Annotated in this window: 20 protein-coding genes and 1 pseudogene; 9 read left to right on the forward strand and 12 right to left on the reverse strand. The window is 74.7% G+C overall.

The features are described 5' to 3' along the window. Window positions 1–19 precede the first annotated feature (19 nt). From BX266_RS04315 to BX266_RS04325, 3 genes and pseudogenes are all read left to right on the forward strand, one after another. A pseudogene (locus tag BX266_RS04315) lies at window positions 20–1,200 on the forward strand (lytic polysaccharide monooxygenase). A 99-nt stretch (window positions 1,201–1,299) separates the two neighbouring features. Further along, window positions 1,300–2,544 (forward strand): cellulose-binding domain-containing protein, encoded by a 1,245-nt coding sequence (locus BX266_RS04320; protein WP_099897598.1) that lies wholly within the window; start codon window positions 1,300–1,302, stop codon window positions 2,542–2,544. Between the two features lie 231 nt (window positions 2,545–2,775). Further along, window positions 2,776–3,720, forward strand: a complete 945-nt coding sequence (locus BX266_RS04325) for a cytochrome c oxidase assembly protein (RefSeq protein ID WP_099907375.1) — start codon at window positions 2,776–2,778, stop codon at window positions 3,718–3,720. 68 nt (window positions 3,721–3,788) lie between these two features. Here the strand turns inward: BX266_RS04325 and BX266_RS04330 are convergent, their stop codons facing one another. The 4 genes from BX266_RS04330 to BX266_RS04345 all read right to left on the reverse strand — a co-directional run bounded on the left by BX266_RS04330 (window position 3,789) and on the right by BX266_RS04345 (window position 7,684). Beyond that, window positions 3,789–5,111 carry a DUF2254 domain-containing protein gene (locus BX266_RS04330; protein ID WP_099897599.1) on the reverse strand — a complete coding sequence of 441 codons (1,323 nt, stop codon included), beginning with the start codon at window positions 5,109–5,111 and terminating at the stop codon, window positions 3,789–3,791. A 65-nt stretch (window positions 5,112–5,176) separates the two neighbouring features. Further along, complete coding sequence (locus tag BX266_RS04335; protein WP_099897600.1) at window positions 5,177–6,199, reverse strand: TIGR03617 family F420-dependent LLM class oxidoreductase; 1,023 nt, start codon at window positions 6,197–6,199, stop codon at window positions 5,177–5,179. 59 nt (window positions 6,200–6,258) lie between these two features. Then, window positions 6,259–6,846 (reverse strand): hypothetical protein, encoded by a 588-nt coding sequence (locus BX266_RS04340; RefSeq protein WP_143686858.1) that lies wholly within the window; start codon window positions 6,844–6,846, stop codon window positions 6,259–6,261. A 121-nt stretch (window positions 6,847–6,967) separates the two neighbouring features. Further along, window positions 6,968–7,684: an SDR family NAD(P)-dependent oxidoreductase gene (locus BX266_RS04345; RefSeq protein WP_099897602.1), complete on the reverse strand. Its 717-nt coding sequence runs from the start codon at window positions 7,682–7,684 to the stop codon at window positions 6,968–6,970. A gap of 69 nt (window positions 7,685–7,753) precedes the next feature. On the opposite strand from BX266_RS04345, the gene BX266_RS04350 reads away from it, so the two are divergent. Continuing rightward, on the forward strand, window positions 7,754–8,317 hold the full coding sequence (locus BX266_RS04350; protein WP_099897603.1) for a MarR family winged helix-turn-helix transcriptional regulator: 564 nt from the start codon (window positions 7,754–7,756) through the stop codon (window positions 8,315–8,317). Window positions 8,318–8,342: 25 nt separating this feature from the next. Here the strand turns inward: BX266_RS04350 and BX266_RS04355 are convergent, their stop codons facing one another. After that, complete coding sequence (locus tag BX266_RS04355) at window positions 8,343–9,257, reverse strand: SDR family oxidoreductase (RefSeq protein ID WP_099897604.1); 915 nt, start codon at window positions 9,255–9,257, stop codon at window positions 8,343–8,345. Beyond that, window positions 9,254–9,850 carry a TetR/AcrR family transcriptional regulator gene (locus BX266_RS04360; RefSeq protein ID WP_099897605.1) on the reverse strand — a complete coding sequence of 199 codons (597 nt, stop codon included), beginning with the start codon at window positions 9,848–9,850 and terminating at the stop codon, window positions 9,254–9,256. The genes BX266_RS04355 and BX266_RS04360 overlap by 4 nt, the downstream gene beginning before the upstream one ends. A gap of 157 nt (window positions 9,851–10,007) precedes the next feature. Here BX266_RS04360 and BX266_RS04365 point away from each other — a divergent pair, with 157 nt between their 5' ends. After that, window positions 10,008–11,300 carry a M20 family metallopeptidase gene (locus tag BX266_RS04365; protein ID WP_099897606.1) on the forward strand — a complete coding sequence of 431 codons (1,293 nt, stop codon included), beginning with the start codon at window positions 10,008–10,010 and terminating at the stop codon, window positions 11,298–11,300. 15 nt (window positions 11,301–11,315) lie between these two features. Here the strand turns inward: BX266_RS04365 and BX266_RS04370 are convergent, their stop codons facing one another. Together BX266_RS04370 and BX266_RS04375 are read right to left on the reverse strand one after the other, a co-directional pair. Further along, window positions 11,316–11,879, reverse strand: coding sequence for a hypothetical protein (locus BX266_RS04370; RefSeq protein WP_143686859.1), 564 nt, complete (start codon window positions 11,877–11,879; stop codon window positions 11,316–11,318). 147 nt (window positions 11,880–12,026) lie between these two features. Next, complete coding sequence (locus BX266_RS04375) at window positions 12,027–12,548, reverse strand: YbaK/EbsC family protein (protein WP_099897608.1); 522 nt, start codon at window positions 12,546–12,548, stop codon at window positions 12,027–12,029. Window positions 12,549–12,583: 35 nt separating this feature from the next. On the opposite strand from BX266_RS04375, the gene BX266_RS04380 reads away from it, so the two are divergent. Beyond that, window positions 12,584–13,171: a helix-turn-helix domain-containing protein gene (locus tag BX266_RS04380; RefSeq protein ID WP_099897609.1), complete on the forward strand. Its 588-nt coding sequence runs from the start codon at window positions 12,584–12,586 to the stop codon at window positions 13,169–13,171. A gap of 65 nt (window positions 13,172–13,236) precedes the next feature. Then, window positions 13,237–13,905 carry a Type 1 glutamine amidotransferase-like domain-containing protein gene (locus tag BX266_RS04385; RefSeq protein ID WP_099897610.1) on the forward strand — a complete coding sequence of 223 codons (669 nt, stop codon included), beginning with the start codon at window positions 13,237–13,239 and terminating at the stop codon, window positions 13,903–13,905. Window positions 13,906–13,995: 90 nt separating this feature from the next. Here the strand turns inward: BX266_RS04385 and BX266_RS04390 are convergent, their stop codons facing one another. Then, window positions 13,996–17,781 carry a S8 family serine peptidase gene (locus BX266_RS04390; RefSeq protein WP_259464534.1) on the reverse strand — a complete coding sequence of 1,262 codons (3,786 nt, stop codon included), beginning with the start codon at window positions 17,779–17,781 and terminating at the stop codon, window positions 13,996–13,998. A gap of 181 nt (window positions 17,782–17,962) precedes the next feature. Here BX266_RS04390 and BX266_RS04395 point away from each other — a divergent pair, with 181 nt between their 5' ends. Both BX266_RS04395 and BX266_RS04400 read left to right on the forward strand, forming a co-directional pair. Next, window positions 17,963–18,934, forward strand: a complete 972-nt coding sequence (locus BX266_RS04395) for a hypothetical protein (protein ID WP_099897611.1) — start codon at window positions 17,963–17,965, stop codon at window positions 18,932–18,934. Between the two features lie 70 nt (window positions 18,935–19,004). Then, entirely contained in the window at window positions 19,005–19,892 is an 888-nt protein-coding gene (locus BX266_RS04400) for a hypothetical protein (protein ID WP_099897612.1), read from the forward strand. Between the two features lie 12 nt (window positions 19,893–19,904). Here the strand turns inward: BX266_RS04400 and BX266_RS04405 are convergent, their stop codons facing one another. From BX266_RS04405 to BX266_RS04415, 3 genes are all read right to left on the reverse strand, one after another. After that, the gene (locus tag BX266_RS04405; RefSeq protein WP_259464535.1) at window positions 19,905–20,870 is read right to left on the reverse strand and encodes an MBL fold metallo-hydrolase; all 966 of its coding nucleotides are present in this window, start codon (window positions 20,868–20,870) and stop codon (window positions 19,905–19,907) included. Between the two features lie 6 nt (window positions 20,871–20,876). Further along, entirely contained in the window at window positions 20,877–21,176 is a 300-nt protein-coding gene (locus BX266_RS04410) for a YkvA family protein (protein WP_259464536.1), read from the reverse strand. A gap of 75 nt (window positions 21,177–21,251) precedes the next feature. Further along, window positions 21,252–21,524, reverse strand: coding sequence for a hypothetical protein (locus tag BX266_RS04415; protein WP_099897613.1), 273 nt, complete (start codon window positions 21,522–21,524; stop codon window positions 21,252–21,254). Window positions 21,525–21,535: the final 11 nt, after the last annotated feature.

Genomic DNA, 21,535 nt, shown 5'->3' on the forward strand with positions numbered 1-21,535 from the left:
CGAAGGTGGTGAAAGTTTCATGTCACGACGCAAGACTCCCTGGATCGTCACGGCCCTCGCAGCAGCGGCCGCGACGATCTGCGCGCTGCTGCTGGGCCCGACCCCGGCGAGCGCGCACGGTGTGACGATGGTGCCGGGTTCGCGCACGTACCTGTGCTACCAGGACGGTCTCACCGGGACCGGTTCGCTGACCCCCACCAACCCGGCCTGCAAGGCCGCCGTCGCCCAGAGCGGCACGACCCCGCTCTACAACTGGTTCGCCGTGCTGGACTCCGCAGCGAACGGCCGCGGCCAGGGCTACGTCGCGGACGGCACCCTGTGCAGCGCCGGCAACAAGTCCCCTACGACTTCTCCGCCTACAACGCCGCCCGGGACGACTGGCCCAAGACCCACCTCACCTCCGGCGCCGCGATCGAGGTCGACTACTCCAACTGGGCCGCGCACCCCGGTGAGTTCCGGGTCTACCTGACCAAGCAGGGCTGGTCCCCCACCACCCCGCTGGCCTGGGCCGACCTGAGCCTGGTCACCACCGTCGCCAACCCGCCGCAGGTGGGCACCCCCGGCACCGACGGCGGCCACTACCACTGGAACATGACCCTCCCGTCGGGCCGCAGCGGCGCCGCCGAGATGTTCATCCAGTGGGTGCGCTCGGACAGCCCGGAGAACTTCTTCTCCTGCTCCGACCTGGTCTTCGACGGCGGCAACGGCGAGGTGACCGGCATCCACCTGCCGACCTCCTCGACGTCTCCGACGGCGTCCACCTCCCCGTCCGTCTCGCCCTCGTCCTCCCCGAGCAGCTCGCCCAGCAGCTCGCCCAGCAGCTCGGCCAGCACCTCGCCCAGCACCTCGCCCTCGTCCTCCCCGTCCGGCTCGCCCTCCGGCAGCATGCCGAGCAGCGGGTGCATGGCGACGTACAACGTCGTCAACGCCTGGGGCGGCGGGTTCCAGGGCTCGGTCGAGGTGATGAACCACAACTCGACGCCGATCAGCTCCTGGACGCTGAAGTGGCAGACCGGTGCCGGCACGACGATCACCAGCCTGTGGAACGGGGCGCTGACCACGTCCGGCAGCAATGTGACGGTGGGCAACGCGGCCTGGAACGGCGCCATCGCCGGGAACTCCAGCACCGTGCTCGGCTTCACCGCCAACTCCACCGGCAACAACTTCCCGACCGGCTCCATCACCTGCACCGCCTCGTGACACCCGCGCCCCGGGCCGGGTCCGCCGCAGCCCGCGGCGGACCCGGCCCGGGGCCGGCACGACCCACAGACACGCACCGACGACACAAGGAGGTTCGACATGGTGCGAAGTGACGCGGGAGCGCGCGGCGGCGCGTGGCGCGGGGCGGCGGCGGTGTTCGCCGTGCTCGCGGTGGTCCTCGGACTGCTGGCCGGGCTCGGCCAGGGCCCGGCCTGGAGCGCGGGCGGCGCGGCCTGCCAGGTCGCCTGGACGAACAACGAGTGGACGGGCGGCTTCACCGCGCAGGTATCGGTCACCAACTCTGGTACTGCGGTGACGAGTTGGAACCTGAGCTGGACGTTCGCGGCCGGCCAGCAGGTGACCTCGGCGTGGAACGCGCAGGTCAGCCGGAGCGGCAACACCGTCACGGCGAGCAGCCTGAGCTACAACGGGACGGTCCCCGCCGGGGGTTCGGCCTCCTTCGGGCTGCAGGGCACCTGGTCGGGCAGCAACCCGGTCCCCACCGACTTCGCCTTCAACGGCGCGTCCTGCCAGGGCGGCTCCGGCACCTCGTCGCCGACGCCCAGCGCCAGCAACAGCCCCACGCCCACCCCTACACCCACGCCCACGCCCACCCCGACGCCGACGCCCACCCCGACCGGCAGTGGCGGCCCCGGCTGCTCCGGGGCGGTGGTGGTCTGCTCGGGCTTCGAGGACCAGAGCGGCAGCAGCCTGTCCGGTGACTGGACCGTCGCCGCCCCCGACTGCTCCGCCGCCGGCACGGTGACCGTGGACACCGCGGTGGCCCACGGCGGCGGCCGCTCGCTGCGGGTCAACGGCCAGGCCGGCTACTGCAACCACGTGTTCGCGAGGACCACCAGGAGCATCTCCGCCGTCGGGCCGGTGGTCTACGCCCGGTACTGGGTGCGCCACACCACCGCGCTGCCCGCCGACCACATCGCGATGGTCACCATGGAGGACGCCAACAACGGCAACAAGCACCTCCGCCTGGGCGGCCAGAACGGCGCCCTGCAGTGGAACCGCGAGTCCGACGACGCCACGCTGCCCGCGCAGAGCCCGGTCGGCGTCGCGCAGAGCCTGCCGCTGCCGGTGAACCAGTGGGTCTGCGTCCGCTTCGCCGTGGACACCACCAAGCAGTCCATGGACACCTGGCTGAACGACCAGCTGGTGCCCGGGCTGCACGACGACGGCGTGCCCACCGCCGACATCGACCAGCAGTGGCTGAGCCGCACCACCGCCCCGCGCCCGGTCACCCTGGACCTCGGCTGGGAGGCCTACGGCAACGGCTCCGACACGCTCTGGTACGACGACGTGGCCCTGGGCTCCGCGCCGATCGCCTGCTGAACCGCCGAGCAGGACCGCCCGACGGCCGGGCCCGCGCCCCGCTGCTCCTCGCCGGGCGCGGGCCCGGCCGCTCCGGGGACGGGCACAGCCGGGGGCGCGCGCCGACCGGCCGTAAGCGGCGCTTAGGCTGGTGGCCGAACGAAACCGGACCAAACCGGACCGCCGCCGGATCGCGGCCCCGGACGGCATGGACGAAAGCGGGGCCGCCCGATGGGCGACGGCATGACGGGGATGCACCACCACGGCGGGGGCCCGCTCCCGCCCTTCACCCTCTCCCGGGCCCTGGAGTGGTCTCCCGACTGGCCCTACCTGGTCCTCTGCGGGCTCGGCCTCGGCCTGTACCTGACCGCTGCGGTCCGGCTGTGGCGGCGTGGCGACAAGTGGCCGGTCGGCCGGGTGATCGCCTGGACGGCGGGCATCGGCACCGTCCTCCTGGTCACCAACACCGGCCTGAACGACTACGGGATGGTGCTGTTCAGCGCCCACATGATGCAGCACATGGTGCTGTCGATGCTCTCGCCCATCCTGCTGCTGCTCGGCGCGCCGATCACCCTCGCGCTGCGCGCGCTGCGCCCGGCCCGCAAGGGCAGCGGTCGGGGCCCGCGCGAACTGCTGGTCGCCCTGCTGCACTCCACGTACGTCCGGATCGTCTCGCACCCGGCGTTCACCATCCCGGCGTTCATCGCCAGCCTGTACGTGCTCTACTTCACGCCGCTGTTCGACTTCCTGATGCAGTACCGGGTCGGGCACCTGGCGATGATGCTGCACTTCCTCGCCGTCGGCATGCTGTTCTTCTGGCCGATCATGGGCGTCGACCCGGGCCCGCACCGGCCCGGCTTCGTACTGCGGATCATCGAGCTGTTCATGGGCATGCCGTTCCACGCGTTCTTCGGCGTCGCGGTGATGATGGCCTCCGGCCAGCTCGTCACCACCTTCACCGCCGCCGGCGCGCCCGCGGGCACCGACCTGCACCAGGACCAGCAGCTCGCGGGCGGCATCACCTGGGCGTTCGGCGAGATCCCGACCGCGATCGTGCTGATCGCGCTGACCCTCCAGTGGGCCAAGTCCGAGGAGCGGCAGGCCCGCCGCCGCGACCGTGCCGCGGACCGCGACGGCGACGCCGAGCTGGAGGCCTACAACAAGTACCTGGCCTCGCTGAACAAGGCCGCCGGCTGACCGTCGCCGCGGCCGACAGGACCGCCCGGGAGCGCCCCGCTCCCGGGCGGTTCCGCGTTCCCGGGGGTTCAGCCGATGCCCTGCCGGTCGGGTTCCAGGGCGAAGGTGCGGTTCTCCGGGTCGTGGACGGCTTCGGCGACGGCGCGCTCCAGCAGCTGACGCTGCCTCAGCAGCGGGGGGCGGCGCGGGCCGGGGGTGATCCGCAGCAGGTCGTCGAGGGCGGCCGCCAGCCGGCGGGTGACCTGGGGCTGCCCGGCGCCGCAGGTGCGGATCTCGGTGAAGGCCAGGTCGACGGTGGCCTCCCAGCCGGGGACGGCCTGGACCAGCCGGACGGCGCCGTCCTTGTCGCGGTGGCGGATCTCGCCGAGCTGGTGCGGGGCGAGCAGGGCGAGCAGCTGGTGGATGCGGTCGATGGCCTGGACGGCGGTGGTGGGGTCGTTGACGGCGGGCGACAGGGCCCGGATGGCGATGTCGACGAGTTGGCGGTAGCCGAAGCTGAGGTCCTGGTGCATGGTGCGGTCGACGCCGACGTTCAGCGCGGTGGTGATCCGGCGCGGGCGGGGCGGGGTGCCGCCGACCACCACCACGGTCGGGGTGCCGGGCGCGATGAAGTCGCCGATCCGCGGCACCAGGTGCAGGACGGTGTCGTGCCGGCGGGCGACCCGCATCAGCCAGCGGATGTTGACGTCCCGCAGGACGCCGCCGCGGCCCTCGTGCAGCAGGGTCGGCCCCTCGGGCCGCGGGCCGCCCGGCGGGCCGAGTTCGGGGGCCAGCCAGCGGTAGTCCTGGAGCACCTTGAGCGACTCGCGGGTGACCCGGTCGATCACGTGCGGCACCCGCAGCAGGCGCAGCGTGGCCTGCACGTACAGCACGAACAGGCCCAGGCTGAGCATCACCATGGCGAGCGCGACGACGGTGGAGACGACCGGGACGGAGACCGCGCGGGTCGGGTCGGTGGTGTCGTCGTAGCCGAGCTGGACCAGCAGGGTGTAGACGAAGGTGGCCAGGCAGGTGGCGAAGGTCGCCTTGATCAGGCGGCTGCGGACGTACAGCCGCAGCACCCGGGGGCTCATCTGACTGGCGGCCATCTGGAGCGACACCAGCGAGATCGAGAAGACCACGCCGATGAAGGTGAGCATCGCCGAGCTGACCGTCGACACCACGCTCTTGGCCGCCGCGTTGAACGACAGCAGGGTGTCGGCGGTCTGCGCGGCGGTGGCCTCCTCGAAGATGGCCCGGTCGATCAGGTCGGTGAGTCCGGCGAGCAGCACCGCGCCCACGCAGGTCAGCAGTGGTGCGAACCAGAAGGACTCGCGCAGGTGCTCGCGCAGCGGTGACAGCGCCCGGTAGTGCGGCCGGCGGCGCGGTGGTCTCTGCTGCTGCTCGGTCATCGGGCCAGGCTAACGGCGTGGGCCGGGGCGGTTCGGGCACCACGCCCGCCCGGTCCGGCGCGCCGTCAGCCGGTGAGTGCGGCGAGGACGTCCAGCAGCGGCGCGGGGTCGGCCTCGTCGGGGCCGCTGAGGCAGAGCCGGTCGGCCGTCCCGCCGTAGCGGTGGCGCAGTTCGCGGGCGGCCGCGGCGGGTTCGCCGGTGACGGCGAAGGTGTTGAGGACGGTGTCGTCGATCAGGGCGCCCATCTCCTGCCAGCGGCCGCGGAGCGAGAGCGGGTGCAGTTCGTCCTGGAGGGCGGCCCAGCCGTGGGTCTCCAGGACGGGGCGGTAGGCGGGGGTGGAGGCGTAGAAGGCGAGGCGTTCGCGGACCAGGCGGAGGTTGGTGCGGTAGCTGTCCTCGTCGTGGCCGGTGGCGACCAGGACGTTGGCGACCACTTCGAACGGGCGGGTGGTCCAGGGGGCGTGTTCGGCCTCGGCGGCGGCGCGGGCGGCCCGGACGGTGGGCAGGACGGCGGTGGCGAGGTGGTCGGGCGAGCCGAAGGGGTGGGCCAGGAAGCCGTCGGCGACGGCCCCGGCGGTGGCGGTCATCAGCGGGCCGACCGCGGCCAGCAGGATCGGCGGCGGGGGGTACGGCTGCGGGTCGGGTGCGAACACCGGTGTCATCAGGGTGTGCGCGTAGAACTCGCCGCGGAAGGCGAGGCGTTCGCCGGTCTGCCAGCTGTGCCAGATCGCCCGGACGGCGGCCACGTAGTCGCGCATCCGGGCGGCGGGCCGGTCCCAGGGCATGCCGTAGCGGCGGACGACGTGCGGTTTGATCTGGGTGCCGAGCCCGATGGCGGCCCGGCCGCCGGAGCTCTCGTGCAGGCCCCAGGCTTCGTAGGCGAGGGCCATCGGGGTGCGGGCGAAGGCGATGGCGACGCCGGTGCCGAGTTCGATCCGCCGGGTGCGGTCGGCGGCCCGGGCCAGTTGCAGGAACGGGTTGTGCGAGGTCTCGGAGAGGACGAAGCGGTCGGCGCCGCGTTCCTCGGCGGCCCGGGCCAGGTCGGGTGCGGTGGCGGGCCGGGGCGGGGCGGCGAGGTCGATGCGCATGGTCGGGTCTCTCCGGCGGGCGGGACGGGGTGCAGGCCCGATGCTATGCCGACGGCCCGTCAGGACGGCGGGACGAACGGGGACGGGGTGACGGTCGTGGTGTTGCCCCACGGGTCCACGGTCTCGTACGCCTCGTCGGGGTCGGACGGGTCGATGGTGTCCACCAGGACCGTGTCGCTCGCCGGGTCGAAGGACAGGCTCACGTATTCGGCGCGCACCAGTAGCCGTTCGAGTTCGGGGACCTTCACCCACGCGGCGCTCCGGGGTATGTACGGGGCGAGCAGAGCGGAGCGCCCGTCGGCGACCGGCTGGACGGCGCCGGCGTGGCCGGGCATGGACACGGCGGTCCGCTGCCGGTCGCCGATCAGGCGGTTCACCTGTCCTGGCTCGAGCTGCAGCACGGCGGTCAGCGGGTGGTCCAGGGTGATCGGGAGCATCCGGTCCCCGGCCCCGGGCGACTCGTAGACCCAATGCACGTCGAGGAGTTCGCCGAAGCGGTGGAAGCGCCGTTCCATCGGCGCCCGGTCGGTGCGCAGGCCGGTGGTCTCCTTCGACGGGTCGTCCCGCCAGCCGACCACGCTGCCTGCGGCGACCACGAAGGCCGCACCGGCCAGCACCACGCTCGACACCACTGTTCTTCGCCGCACGGCCCGCCCCCCTGATGTTCGGTCGGCTCCCATCCTGGCGGGGCGGCCGGTGGCGGGCGTCCGCTCCCGGAACGAACGGCCTCCGCCGTCCGGCGGGTGCGGCGGCCCGGTTGATCCTCCGTCAGCGGGTGGTGTGGGCACCGCCGTTGACGTGCAGGGTCTGGCCGGTGAGGTGGCGGGCGCCCGGGGAGGCGAGGAAGTGGGCGGTGGCGGCGATGTCGTCGACGGTGCCGGGGCGCTTGTTGTGGGTCTCCTCGATCAGCGCGCGGCGGCGCTCCTCCGGGACGGGTCCGCCGAAGAAGTCGGTGCCCTCGATGTAGCCGGCGGCGATCACGTTGCAGGTGATGCCGCGCGGGGCGAGCTGGGCGGAGAGTGCGGAGCTCCACGCGGCGAGCGCCGCTTTCGCCGCGCCGTACGCGCCGCCGCGGCGTTCCGCGCCGAGCGAGCCGAGGCTGATCACCGCGCCGCCGGGGGCGAGGAGTTCGCGGACCGCCTCGGTGGTGAGGACGGCGCCGAGCAGGTTCTGCGCGAGGTTGGCCTGCCAGGAGGCGAGCAGGTCGGCGAGCGGGCAAGGCCCGGCGGGGGCGGTGGGCGGCAGGCCGCCGGCCGCGTTGACCAGCACGTCGAGGGTGGTGAGCCGGGCGGCGAGGGCGGCGGCGGCCCCGGGGTCGGTGGCGTCGGCGACGACGCCGTGCGCGCCGAGTTCGGCGGCGGCGCGCTCCACCGCCTCGGGTCGACGTCCCGTCAGGTACACCTGGGCGCCGTCGGCGGCGAACCGGGCCGCGACGGCGCGGCCGATGCCGCTGCTTCCTCCGGTGACGAGCACGGTACGGGTCACGCTGTCCTCCCCGGACTGGTACGTTTAGCCCTAAACATAGACCACGCGCGACGGCAGGAGGCAACCCCCATGACCGAACCCGAGCACACCGGGCCCGAGACCACCGGCCCCGGGCCGGAGCCGGCCGCCGACCGTTCGGCGGCCGCCATCGCCGCCGCCTGGCGGCGCGAGCGCCCGGGCACCCCCACCGACTCGATCGAGATCGTCACCCCGGTCTGGCGCCTCGCCAAGCTGTTCGCCGACGACCGCAACCGGGTGCTGCGCGCGGCCGGGATCGACGCCGCCACCCTCGACCTGCTGTCGGTGCTGCGCCGCTCCGGCCCGCCGTACGAGCTGACCACCCGCGAGCTGTCCCGGCGCACCCTGGTCACCGCGGGGGCGATCTCGCAGCGGGTGGCCCGGGCGGAACGGGCGGGCCTGGTGCACCGCTCCCCCGACCCGGCGGGCGGCCGGGCCGTGCTGGTCGCCCTCACGCCGGACGGGCACGAGCTGATCGAGCGGTCGGTGGACGCGGTGCTGGGCCGGGAGGCCGAGCTGGTCACCGGCCTCGACCCGGCCGAGCGCGCGCAGCTCGCCGCCCTGCTCGACCGCCTGCTCACCGACCTGTACGCCCGGGTCGGGCCGCCCGCCTGACGGGTCGGCGCCGACCCGCCCGGCTTTACAGCGGGTCGCCGAGCGGTCCGAACTCCGGCTCCAGCTGCGCCGCCCAGTGCGCGGCGAAGTCCGGCCGGCTGCCGTCCGCGTCGGTGAAGCCGTACTCCCGGTAGAGGCCCCAGGTGGCGAGCGCCCGGCCGGACTTGGCGAGCACGTCCGGGTCGGCGGCGAGGGCGACGACGGCCCGGCCCAGGTAGGCGGGGCTCTCCGAGTGGGCGAAGTTCGGGTCCTGGGCGGCGCCGTCGCGCCAGTTCTCCTCGGTGACCCCGAAGTGCTCCAACATGGCTTCGGAGCGCAGGAACCCGGGGGTGAGGGCGACCGCCGCGACGCCGTGCGGCCGCAGCTCGGCGGCCTGCGCGACGGCGAGCCGGACGACCGCGGACTTGGCCAGGTCGTAGAAGAAGCTCCCCCGGTAGCGGGCGGTGTTGCCGTCGGTGACCTCCACCACCAGACCGCTGCCGCGCGCCACCAGCAGCGGCAGCGCGTACCGGCTGGTGATCACGTGGGTCTCCACGGCCTGCCGGAGCAGGCGCAGCCCGGTGTCCAGGTCCTGTTCCCAGAGCGGGTGCTCCCAGTCGGTCAGCGGGTCGCCGCCCCACACCGAGTTGACCAGGAGGTCGAGCCGCCCGTCCTGGTCGGCGGCGATCCGCTCGACCAGGGCGCGGACCTGCGCCGGGTCGCTGTGGTCGGTGCGGACGGGAATGCCGTGGCCGCCGGCGGCGGTGACCAGGGCGGCGGTCTGCTCGACGGTCTCCGGGCGGTCCAGGTCGGAGCGGCCGCCGGTGCTGCTGCGGCCGGTGACGTAGACGGTGGCGCCGGCCGCGCCGAGTTCGACGGCGATGCCTCGGCCGCCGCCGCGGGTGCCGCCCGCGACCAGGGCCACCCGGCCGTTCAGTGGTCGTGCCTGCTGCGCGGTCATCTCTCCTCCGGGGTGTACGGGGCCAGGACGGCGGTCAACTCGCGCCGCAGCCGGGGCGCGAGGGCGCCCTCGCGGTCCAGCGCCCAGGTCAGGCCGGCGCCGGCGGTGACCGCCTGCACGGTGCGGGTCAGGGCGGGGACGTCGGCGCCGGAGCGCAGCTCGCCGGCCCGCACGGCTTCGGCGAGCAGGTCCTCGACGGCGCGGGCGTGGGCGCGGTGCACGGCCAGGGCACGCTCGTGGAGTTCGGGGTCGGTGAGGTCGGCGCAGAGGAACGCCAGGTGGTGGGCGAACCGCTCGGGCGTGTCCATCACCCGGGCCGTTGCCGCCACCAGCGCGTGCAGCGCGCCCAGCGCGGAGTCCGCCGCGTGGCGGGCCTGCTCGGTCGCGGCGGCGGCCTGACGCACCGACAGGTCGGCCAGGGCGAGCAGCAGTCCGCGTTTGGACCCGAAGCGCTGCACCAGGGTGCCGGGCACCAGGCCGACCTCGCGCGCCACCGCGGCCAGGGTGAGTCCGGCGGGCCCCACCCGGCCCATCACCCGGGCCGCCCCGGCGAGGATCGCCTCGTCGTCCAGCCCGCGGGGCCGTCCCGCCATCGCCCGCCTCCAATAGTAAATGCCTGTTCATTTATTAAACCGCGCGGTCCTGCCGAAGGCAAACGTCACCCGGGCGAACCAGCCCGGGCAGTGGCGCGCCCGGGCGGTCCCTAGCTTTCGAAGCACCGAGCAGAGCGGCCTTCGGAGGAGACCGGACATGACCGACGACGATCGGATCCACGAGGAGCTGGCGCGGCGGACCGCGGCCGTCGAGGCGCAGGTCGTCGAGTGGCGGCGCCACCTGCACCGGTACCCCGAACTGTCCAACCGGGAGGCCGGCACCGCGAAACTGATCGCGGATCAGCTGACGGCGCTCGGCCTGGACGAGGTCCGCACCGGGATCTCCGGCCACGGCGTGGTGGGCGTGCTGCGGGGCGGCCGGCCCGGTGAGCGGGTGGTGGCGCTGCGCGCCGACATCGACGCGCTGCCGGTGCAGGAGGACAGCGGCGAGAGCTTCGCCTCCACCGTCGTCGACCAGGACTACCCCGGCGGGCCGTTCCCCGTCGCGCACGCCTGCGGCCACGACGGGCACACCGCGACGCTGCTGGGCGCGGCCACGGTGCTGGCCGGGGTGCGCGAGCAGTTGCCCGGCACGGTGCTGTTCGTGTTCCAGCCCGCCGAGGAGGGCGCACCGGTCGCGGAGAGGTCAGGGGCCAAGGAGATGATCGCGCAGGGCGCGTGCGCCGACCCGGTGCCCACCATGGCGTTCGGCATGCACCTGGCGCCGCTGCCCACCGGGTGCGTCGGCTACCGGACCGGCAACCAGTTCGGTGCCTCCTGCCTGTTCAGGATCGTGCTGACGGGTGAGCAGGTGCACGGCTCCACCCCCTGGATGGGCGTCGACCCGGTGCCCGCGGCGGGCGCGCTGATGGTCGGCGTGGGGCAGCTGTACCGGCAGGTGTCCGCGTTCGACCCGATCACCGTCACCATCGGCCACGTCGAGGACGTCGGCCGCTTCAACATCGTGCCCGGCACCGTCACCCTGTGGGGGACCGTCCGGTGCGCGGTCGAGCAGGACATGGACGAGGTCCGGAAGCGGCTCGCCACGATGGCGGAGCAGACCGCGGCCGCCTTCAACTGCACCGCGTCCGTCGAGTACCTGCAGGACGTGCCCGCGGTCCACAACCGCCGGGAGTGGGTCGACGCCGTGCTGCCGACCGTCCGGCGGGTGGTCGGCGCGGACCGGGTGGTCGAGTCCGCCCCGACCCTCGGGTACGACGACGTCTCGGAGTTCGTGAACGCCTACGGCGGCGTGTACGTGATGCTCGGCGCCCAGGACGCCGTCCTCGCCGCGGACGGACGCCCGGTCCCCACCCCGGGCGGGCGCGGCCTGATCCCCAACCACAGCCCGAGGTTCTACCTGAACGAGGCCGCCCTGGCGGTGGGCGTGCGACTGCACTGCGCCGTCGCCCGGGACCACCTGACCGGCCGGATCTCCCCCGCCGGCTGAGCTCCGGGCCGGGCGCTACGCGATCACGGCGTGCGGCTCGCTCGCGTGCAGGTACACCGTCCCGGAGGCGCGGTCGAACCGGGCGCCGAGGCTGTCGGCGAGGCCCGGCGGCGGGTACGCCTGGACGGCCACCCAGTCCGGGGTGCGCGGCGCGAACGCGGCCAGGGCGTGCGGCGGGCGGCCGTCGGCCACCGGCCGGTCGTGGTCGCGAAAAACCAACGGATCCGCCGCCGTCAGCCGGCGGCCCCGGAACAGGTCCTCGAACCGGTCCGGCGGGACGCGGGCCAGCAGGTACAGCTCGCGGTCGCCGGGGTGCAGCGGGCGGTGGGCGGAGCCGGGCCCCTCCAGGACCCAGTGCACCGCCTCCACCGGGCCCAGCCAGTCGGTCACCGCCGCCACCGGCGCCCGCTCGGTGCGCACACCCGTGGAGACGTAGCTCGAACCGGTCCCGGCCAGTTGGCGCTCGTTCGCGACCCGGGAGCCCAGCTCGTCCGGACCGCCGACCGCCCGGACGGCTGCCGCACCCGTCGCGCCGATCACCCCGCACGCGCCCAGCCCCAGCACTGTTCTCCGCCGCATGCACCCCTCCGTGGTCGCCGTCCCCACATGGTTCACCGTGCGCGCCCCGGCTTCGTACGCCGCCCGGAGGATCCGTCCGGGCGGCGGGTACGACCAGCGGCCGAGGGCAGCCCGACCGGTCGTCGGGGGGCGGGGGGTGGACAGGAGTCAGCCGGTGACCGGGAGCAGGGTGCCGCCGGTGAGGCGGAGGAGGTCGGCGGCGGTGGTCGGGAAGACGGTGTGCGGGGTGCCGGCGGCCGCCCACACCTGCGGGTAGTCGGTGAGGGCCTGGTCGACGACGGTGGGCAGCGGGCGCGGGTGGCCGGTGGGGGCGACGCCGCCGATGGCCTGCCCGGTGGCGGCGCGGACCTGCTCGGGGGTGGCGCGCAGCAGCGGGCCGCGGCCCCAGCGGGCGGCCAGGGCGGCGGTGTCGACCCGGTGGCGGCCGCTGGTGAGGACCAGGACGGGTTCGCCGTCGGAGTGGAAGACCAGGCTGTTGGCGATCGCGCCGACCTCGCAGCCGAGCGCGGCGGCCGCCTCGGCCGCGGTGCGGGCGGAGTCGGCGAGCTGCCGGACCGGGCCGGGGATCCCGGCCGCGGCGAGGGCGGCGGCGACCTGGGCGCTGCGGGCGGGGAGGCTCGTCGTCGGGTCCACGGTGGCTCCTGGGGGCAGGGGGAATCGGCGTTCCATTTACGGAACGTTCTGTTCGTGGAACGATAGACCGCATGCGAGCCGCCGATCAACCGACTTCCGCCGCCCCGCCGCAGCGCGCCGGGGCCGAGCTGTCCGCCCGGGTCGGCGTGCGGCTGCGCGAGCTGCGCACCGCCCGCGGCCTCTCGCTCTCCGAGCTGGCCCGGCGCTCCGGCCTCGGCAAGGCCACCCTCTCCGGTCTGGAGGCGGGCGTCCGCAACCCCACCCTGGAGACCCTGTACGCGCTGACCACCGCCCTCGGCCTGCCGCTGAGCGCCGCCCTGCCCGTCGCCGACTCCGCTGCCGCCGACCGGCGTTCGGACGTCTCCGGCCGGGTCCTGGACGCCGTCCTGCTGGACCGCTTCGAGGGCGTCGACGCCGTCACCGAGACCTACCGGATCCGGATCCGCCCGGGCGGCGTCCAGCACTCCGCCCCGCACACCCCGGGCACCACCGAGCAGTTGACCGTGCTGGCCGGCACCGCCCGCGCGGGTGACGCCGGGTCACCCGCCCTGCTCGGCCCGGGTGACCACCACACCTGGGCCGCCGACGCCCCGCACAGCTACCGGGCGCTGGACGGCGAGGTCGAGGCCGTCCTGCTGGTCCGCCACCCCGGGCGCTGAGCGGCCGGCCCGGGTTGTCGGCGGCGGGTGCCACCCTTGGCCGGGGAGCCGACATGGGAGGCCGCATGAAACTTCTGCTCACGTCCGCGGGCGTCAAGAACCCGAGCATCCGCAGCGCGCTGGTCGACCTGCTGGGCAAGCCGATCGAGGAGTCCCGCGCGCTGGCCGTCCCCACCGCCGGGTACGGGCACCCGATGGTCACCCCGGCCGGGATCCGGCGCTTCGTCACCGGCGAGTCCAGCACCCCGATGTGCGAGCTGGGGTGGGCCTCGCTGGGCGTGCTGGAGCTCACCGCGCTCCCCAGCATCGGCCCGGAGCGCTGGGTCCCCTGGGTGCGGGAGGCGGACGTGCTGCTGGTGAACGGCGGCGACGCGCTGTACCTGGCGCACTGGATGCGGGAGTCCGGGCTGGCGGAGCTGCTGCCCTCGCTGCCGGGGCTGGTCTGGGCCGGGCTGAGCGCCGGGAGCATGGTGATGACGCCGCGGATCGGCCCGGAGTTCGTGGAGTGGCAGCCCCCGGCGGGCGGCGACCGCACCCTCGGCCGGGTCGACTTCTCGATCTTCCCGCACCTGGACCACCCCGACCTGCCGGAGAACACCATGGCCGAGGCGGAGCGCTGGGCGGCCGGCCTCGGCAACCCGGCGTACGCCATCGACGACGACACCGCGCTCAAGGTGGTCGACGGCGCGGTGGAGGTGGTCTCCGAGGGGAAGTGGAGGCGGTTCGCCGGCTGACCCGCCGTCGACCCGCCGGGGCCCGTGGATGCGGGCGGGCGGCCGGGAGGTGCCCCTCCCGGCCGCCCGCCCCGTGTCGCACCGGGCCGGTCAGCGCACCCCGTAGGCGTCGGTGACGGTCTGGGTGACGGTGGCGCCGTCGGCCGACGCCAGCGTGATGCGCAGGGTGACGGTCTTCCCGCTCGCGCCGGTGTGGTCGAGCAGGGCGGTCCGGTCGGCGCCGACCGCGGCGTCCGTCCAGGTGGCGCCGTCGTCGTAGGAGTAGGACAGCCGGGCGTCGGTCAGCGGGCCGGGGGCGTACCCCGCCTGGCCGGTGGCGGCGAGGCCGATCCGGACCGGTCCGGCCGGGGCGGTGTTGTTGCCGTCCAGGTCGAGCCGGTAGTCGGGGAACAGCAGCGGCAGGGACTGCGAGTAGGCGGCCGGGTCGTTCGCCGAGCGGAAGCCGAACTCGGTGCGGACGGCGGTGGAGCGCTGCCACAGGTCGCGGTGGTAGAACCGCTGCTGCTCGACCACCAGGGTGTAGTCCTGGGCGGCGGCCGGGATCTCCCAGACGTTGAACGGCCCGTACCAGGAGCGGCCCAGCGAGCTGCCGCCGCTGAGCAGTTCGACGGCCCCGAGGTCGCCGAAGTAGGCCATGCTGCCGGTGTGGTCGGCGTTGCCGTCGCCCCACAGCGAGCGGCTGAAGTCGACGCCGATCAGGTCGGCCTGCCGTTCGCCGATCAGCAGCGGCTTCCCGTCGGCGTCCCGGCCCGCAGTGGGCCGCAGCACGCCCCCGTACCAGTCCTCGGTGCGCTGCTGCCCGGCCTGGTAACGGCGCGGCAGGTCCTGCATGAACTCGTTGAACGGCCAGCTGCTCTGCGCGTCGTGCAGCCAGGTGGTGTCGTCGGCGGTGTAGTACGCGGTGCGGGCGCCCGGGGTGGCCACCAGGCCCTGACCGACCGCGGTGGCGGTGTACGGGTTCCACGGGCGTTCGACGCTGGTGTAGTCGCTCATCCGGACGGGCGTGCCGAGGCTGTGCCAGTTCTCGGTGACGGCGGCCAGGTCGCGGTCGCGGACGGTGTGGCGCTGCTTGCCGCCGATCGAACCGCCGTCGTGGAACGCCAGGTTGTAGACGTACGGGCTGTCGGGGGCGGAGGCCCAGTTCAGGGTGACGGCGCCCTTGCCGAGGGCGGCGGTCAGCGCGGCGGCCTGCTCGGCGGTGACGGGCAGCACGGGGGCGTCCAGGCTGATGTCGTTCTTGGCGAACACGCCCGGGACCTGGCGGTACGTCAGCACGCCGACGGCGCCCGCGTTCTTCGCCTCGGTGGAGACGGTGCGCTGCGAGGTGCCGTCGTCGGGGAGCAGCACCAGCTTGCCCTTGACGTCGGCGCCGGCGAGCGCGCCGAGGTCGGCGACGGCGGTCAGCGCGGCGCTGCCGGTGGCGGGCAGGTGCGCCTCGTCGGCGTACTGCGCGTAGTGCGGCTCCAGGGTGAGGCCGGCGCCCTTCAGCACCACCTCGGGGGCGGCCAGGCGCAGGTAGCTGGCGAACTCGAAGCCGCCGGTGCGGGCCTTCCCGGCGCCCCAGGCGGAGAGTTCGACGGGCAGCAGGCCGGTGCGCACGCCGGTGGAGTCCACCCACTTGTCGCCCCACCAGCGGCCGAGTTCCAGCACTGCGTTGCGGACCCGCAGGTCGCGGTCGGCCTGCACCTCGATCTTCTCGGCCTTGCGGGCGTCCAGGGTCAGCACGGTGTCCTTGCTGAGCTGGATCTCGGGCTCGGCGAGCGCGGTCACGGCCTTAGGCGAGGCCTCCCCGGTGGTGTCGCGCCGGTCGGGGGTGACCACGTAGCCGCTCAGTGAGTAGGCGCCGGGCCGCAGGCGGTAGACGATCTCGCCGTTGGCGTCGGGGGCCCGGCGGCTGCCGGTGGCCTGGCCGAGGTCGACCATGGTGATGCTGGTGCCGGCGTCGGCGGCGGCGGGCCGGCCGTCGCGGTCGATCAGCTTGACCCGGACGGCGAGCGTCTCGGGTTCGACGTAGGCGTTGAACGGGGTGGCGACGGTGCTGCCGTCCTGGGCGGTGGCCACCACCCGGCCGGTGAGGTCGCCGGACTGACCGCCCGTCAGGCGGGCGGTCGGGTCGAGGGTGAGCGGCACCTGCACGGTGGACCCGGCCGGGACGGTGACCTTGTCGGCGCCGAGCCGCACGGCCTTGGCCTTGACGGCGGAGTCGTCGTCGCCGTCGGTGCGCTGGACGGCCAGCTTCAGCGTGACGGGCTGCTCGCCGGTGTTGGTGTACGGGAGTTGGACGGTGCGGGTGTCGGACTTCTGCTGCGGCCAGGCGAAGTCGCCGAAGCCGACGGCGGGCGCGCCGAGCACCCGCTGGGTGGTGGCCGCGTCGGCGCGCAGCCGGCCCGCGCCGACCTGCTGGACGTCGCCGGGGACGGTGGGCAGCGCGGAGGAGACCAGCGCGGCCTTGATCTGCGCGGCGCCCCACTCGGGGTGGCGCTGCTTGACCAGGGCGGCGGTGCCGGCGACCAGCGGGGTGGCCATCGAGGTGCCGGACATGCCGGTGTAGGCGTAGATGCCGCGGCCCCCGGCGGCGGCGCCCTTGACGTCGACGCCGGGGGCGGCGATCTCCGGCTTGAGGGTGTGGGCGCCGGTGACGGAGCCGTGCGAGGAGAAGGCGGCGGTGGCGTCCTTCGCGTCGACCGCGCCGACGGTCAGCACGGCGGGCGCGCAGCCGGGCGAGCTGACGGACTGGTAGCTGCCGAGGTTGCCGGCGGCGACCACGAACAGCGCCTTGGACTGTTCGGCGATCCGCTGGGCGGCGGTCGACATCGGGTCGGTGCAGTCGCTGGGTTCGGCGCTGCCGAGGGACATCGACACCACGTCGGCGCCGGCGTCGGCGGCCCACTGCATGCCCGCGATGATCTGCGAGTCGGTGCCGGAGCCGCCGTCGTCGAGGACCTTGCCGACCAGCAGCCGGGCCTGGTCGGCGACGCCGCGCTCGGCGCCGCCGGAGGCCTTGCCGGTGCCGGCGATCTCGGAGGCGACGAAGGTGCCGTGGCCGACGGCGTCGTGGACGTCCTCGTCGACGGTGTCGGCGGTGAAGTTGCGCCGGGCGTCGACCTGTCCGGTCAGGTCGGGGTGCTGGTCGTCGATGCCGGTGTCGAGGACGGCGACCTTGACGCCCTGTCCGCCGAGCCCGGCCGCCCAGGCGGCGGGGGCGCCGATCTGCTGGGTCTCGGCGTCGTTCGCGGCCCGTACCTTGCGGTCCAGCCACAGCTTGGCCAGTCCGTCGCGGCCCCGGCCGTCCGGGCCGATCAGCTGGTCCCAGGTGCGGGCGGCGGCGTCCTTGGCGGGCTTGAACGCGACGCCGTCGACGGCCTTCAGCTGCTGGGTGCCGGCCGCCCGGGCGCGCAGCTGCGGGCTGGCGTCGGCGGCCCGCGCGTCCCGGTAGGTGGCGATCAGCGGCAGGGTCTTGGCGCTCGTGTCGTCGTAGCCCTGCCGGAGCAGCGCGCTGACGTTGAACAGGCCGCGGTCGACAGTGCCGGCGGCGAGCGCGGCGGAGGCCCGCTGCGGGAGGACGTACTGGTCGCCGTTCTCCTGCTGGGTGAAGGTCAGCGGGACGTCGCCGTGCTCGTCGGGCAGCACGGTGACGGCGGTACGGCCGTCGGCGCCGGTGGTGACCTGCACCCGGTCGCCGGTGACCAGGGTGACGGTGCGCGGGGCGGCGCTCTGCCGTCCCGTCAGAGCGGTGGCGGAGCCGCCGGGCGGGGCGGCGGATGCCTGGGCGGTCGAGGTGAGCATGCCGGTGGCGAGGATGCCCGCCGCCGCCAGTGCCATCGCGCCGCGTATGCGCGCCGACAATGTCATGGACGCCTCCAGGGTCGGGGTCATGGCGGGTGAGCCTGGCAGAAAACCGGGCTGACCGGTCATGATGTGCGCTGGCGGATCACCGCCCGGCGGCAAACCGCCACCGGGGTCCGTCCGGTGCGAACCGACGGTGCGTCGCGGGGATGCGCGGCTCCGCCCGGTCGGCCGGCGGCGGCGGATCCTCGGTGCGGCGAACGGAGCGCGGATGCTGGCGGCGATAGGTCTGGACGAGCACGCCGAGCGGATCTACACCCACCTGGTGGCCCACGGCCCGGCGACCCGCGCCGAACTGGCCGCCCGCTGCGGCCCGGTGGCCACCGGCTCGCTCGAACTCCTGCAGGCCGCCGGGCTGGTCGCCCCCGACGCCGCCCGCCGCTTCACCGCCGCTCCCCCGGCCGTCGCCCTGGAGGCGCTGCTCACCGGGCAGCGGCACGCCCTGCGGGAGGCCGAGCTGACCGCGTCGATGCTCACCGAGGCGTACCGCTCGGCGAGTTCGGGCGAGGGCCGGGCGCACCGCGACCTGATCGAGGTGGTCGGCGGCCGGGCCGCGGTCAGCCACCGGGTCGCCCAGTTGCAGGCCGGCGCGGAACGGGAGCTGCTGGCCCTGGTGACCGGCCGTCACCAGGTGGTGGCCGCCGACGAGACGGGCGCGGAGAGCGCCGCCGTGGCGCGCGGCGTCGCCTACCGGGTGGTGCTGGAGCGCCGGGCCCTGGACGAACCCGGCGCGGCCCGACCGCTGTTCGAGGCGATGGACCGTCAGCAGCAGATCCGGGTGGTGGAGAACGTCCCGACCAAGCTGATCATCGCGGACCGGTCGCTGGCGCTCGTCCCGCTCACCGCCTCCACCACCGACCCGGTCGCCCTGGTGGTGCGCGCGCCCGCCCTGGTCACCGTCCTCACCGTGCTGTTCGAGCAGACCTGGGAGTGGGCCCACCCGCTGGGCCGCACCGGAGCCGCCCTCGCCGTCGGCCCCGTCCCCGCCGGCGACCCCGACGAGACCGACCGCCGCATCCTCGCCCTGCTGCTCTCCGGCGCCACCGACCCCGCCGTGGCCAAGCAGCTCAACCTGGGCCTGCGCACCGTCCAGCGCCGCATCAGCCGCCTGATGGCCCTGGCCCGCGCCGACACCCGCATCCAACTCGGCTGGCAGGCCCACCGTCGCGGCTGGGTCGACTGACCTGCCGCCGAAACCGTGCGGTAGGGTCTGCCGACCTTGGCCCGTCGCGCCGTCGGAGTGCTCACCCACCGTGTCCCAGTCGCTCACCACCGTCCCCGTCGTTCCCGCCGACGTGCACCGGATCCGCCCGCCGCGCCGGCTGCGCCGCACCCTGGCGGTCGGGTTCGCCCTGGTGCTGGCCGCGAGCGCGCTGGTCGCCCTGGTCCGCTCGCAGCTGGAACACCCCGTTCCGCTGGCCTCGCTGCCCGTCGGCGCCTGCTTCACCGAGCACGGGACGGACCTGCGCACGGTGCTCCCCGCCTCCTGCACGGACCCGCACCACGGCGAGGTGGCCGGGCAGGTCGCCATCGGCCCCGAGCAGGACCCGTACCACGACCCGGAACTGGCCGCCGCGACGGCCTGCAGCCCGGCGTTCACCGCGTACGTGCCGGACTACTGGGCCCTGCCGCCGTGGATCGGCTACATCAGCGTGCCGCCCGCGGACCAGGACCTGACGCACCGTCCGCTCGCCACCTGCTACCTGGCCGCGCACAACGGCCCGGTCACCACCTCCCAGCGGACGCCCGGGGCGCCGCTCACCGACGCCCAGCGGGGCTACCTCGATGCCGTCGACCGGTACGACGAGGTCTCCTCGCTGGCCGTCGACGAGCGCACATCGGCCGGTCCGGACGCGCTCCACGACTGGACCGTGCAGATGGCCGCCGCCGAGCAGCAGCTGACCGAGGGCCTCGGGCGTCTGACCCCTCCCCCGGGCGCGGAGCGGGAGTTCGGCCGGGTGCTCGACGCCCACCGCGACGCGGCCGCTCGCTGGCAGATCGCCGCCGGTCTGGACCGCGACCTGCTCCGGACCGTCGCCGCGGCCCGCGATGCGGACCACGCGGCGATGGACCCCGACGGCGCGGTGCGCCACGCGCTCGGGCTCTCCACCATGATGCGCCCGCGCGGCTGGTCGCTCTGAACCGACGGGCCGTCAGGCCCGCAGGTGCAGCGGCTGGAGGTGCTCCGGGCGGATCAGGCGGGTGTGCGGGGAGAGTTCGCGGACCTGGGCGGTGAGGCCGTCGAGGTCCATCGTGCGGTCCTGCACGGCCGGGGCGGTGATCGGGGACTCGAAGTCGTCCCAGTGCACGGGGATCACCGTGCGCGGGAAGTCGAGCGCCTGGAGGATCCGGGGGACGTAGCGGTAGGTGGCGCGGGCGGTGCTCTCGACGGCGAGCATCGCGAGGTCGGGGCGCAGGCCGGCCAGGTTGTGCTCGACGAAGTCGCTGGCGCCCGTCAGCAGGGCTGACGGCCCGTCACCGAGGCGGACCTGGAAGGCCAGCGTGTCGCCCTCGGGGAGTTCGCCGATCGTCGCCGGCGGCTTCGCGGGCGGGGCGGTGAGCGTGCCGGGCGCCCAGTAGCGGTGCTTGGCGTTGCGGCTGTGCAGGCTCGCCGCCACCTGGACGGTGAAGCCCCCGAAGTCGAGGAACTCGCCGCCCTTCACCACGATCAGCTGTCCGGGGTCCACGCCCATCGCCTGCAGCAGGTAGCAGGTGGTGGCCGTCCCGACGACCGGGACGCCCCGGCTCCTCGCGATGTGCGGGACGTCATTGAAGTGGTCCCAGTGGCTGTGGCTGACCAGCACCAGGTCCGGTTCGCCGATGTGCCGGTCGACCAGGTCGGTGGCGACGGTGAGCGGGGTCTTCGCGTCGAAGCCGTTGGTCGGGAACCTGGTGAGGTACGGGTCGAACAGCACGGTCTTCCCGTTGCCCTCGATCCGCCACCCGCTGTTGCCCAGCCAGCTGAACACCGTCTCGCCCCCGCCGCCCGGCGGCCGGGGCTGCGGCTGGTCGGCGCTCGCGGCGCCGGCGGCCCCGGCCACCGGCAGGAGGGCGGCCCCCGCGACCGCCGTCCGGAGGAGTCCTCGTCGTCCTAACGTGTTGTCAGTCATGCTGTCCATGGACGATCAAGGGCGCCCGTCCGGTTCCCGGCGGGCGGCGCGCGGTACCGCCTTGTTGAGGGAGCGCAGGGCCAGCAGCAGCACCCCGAGGTCGTCGAACAGGACCGGATCGGGCAGCAGGTCCACCGGGCAGACCAGGTAGGCGATGGCCGCCCAGAACAGCACCTTCTTCGACATCGGGATGCCGGTGTCGGTCAACAGCCGCTTGGTCCGCACCAGTTTGACCACCAGGACGACCGCCGCGGCCAGCGTCGCCGCCAGCACCACCGCCGCCACGGTCCACCACAGCGCACTCGTCCCGCTCACCCGCCCACCTCCGTCGTCCGGTCCGCTCCGCCGGAGTCTGCCCCGTGGCCGCGATTCGATCCCCCGCGCCGGACGCTACTGGGTGTCGCCGGCCCAGTCCCACCGGCCCGGGTCGGCGGGCCTCGGTTCGTAGTGGGCGCGGCCGCCGCCGCCGAAGCGGCTCAGCTCGGTGGGCAGCGCGGCGCCGTCGGCGAGCTGCTCGGCGTCCCAGCCGGTCACGTCGAGGAGCAGCCCGTCGAGCGGGCCGCCGCACAGCTCGCGGTAGGCCCGCCCCGGGCGCGGGCCCGGGTCGTCGTGGTCGGCGCCGTAGACCCGGCCCCGCAGCAGCAGTTCGTCCTCGTCGTCCATGCCCCCAGCAT

Origin of the sequence: Streptomyces sp. TLI_171, from assembly GCF_003610255.1 — a bacterium.
In the GTDB taxonomy this organism is placed as follows: Bacteria; Actinomycetota; Actinomycetes; order Streptomycetales; family Streptomycetaceae; genus Kitasatospora.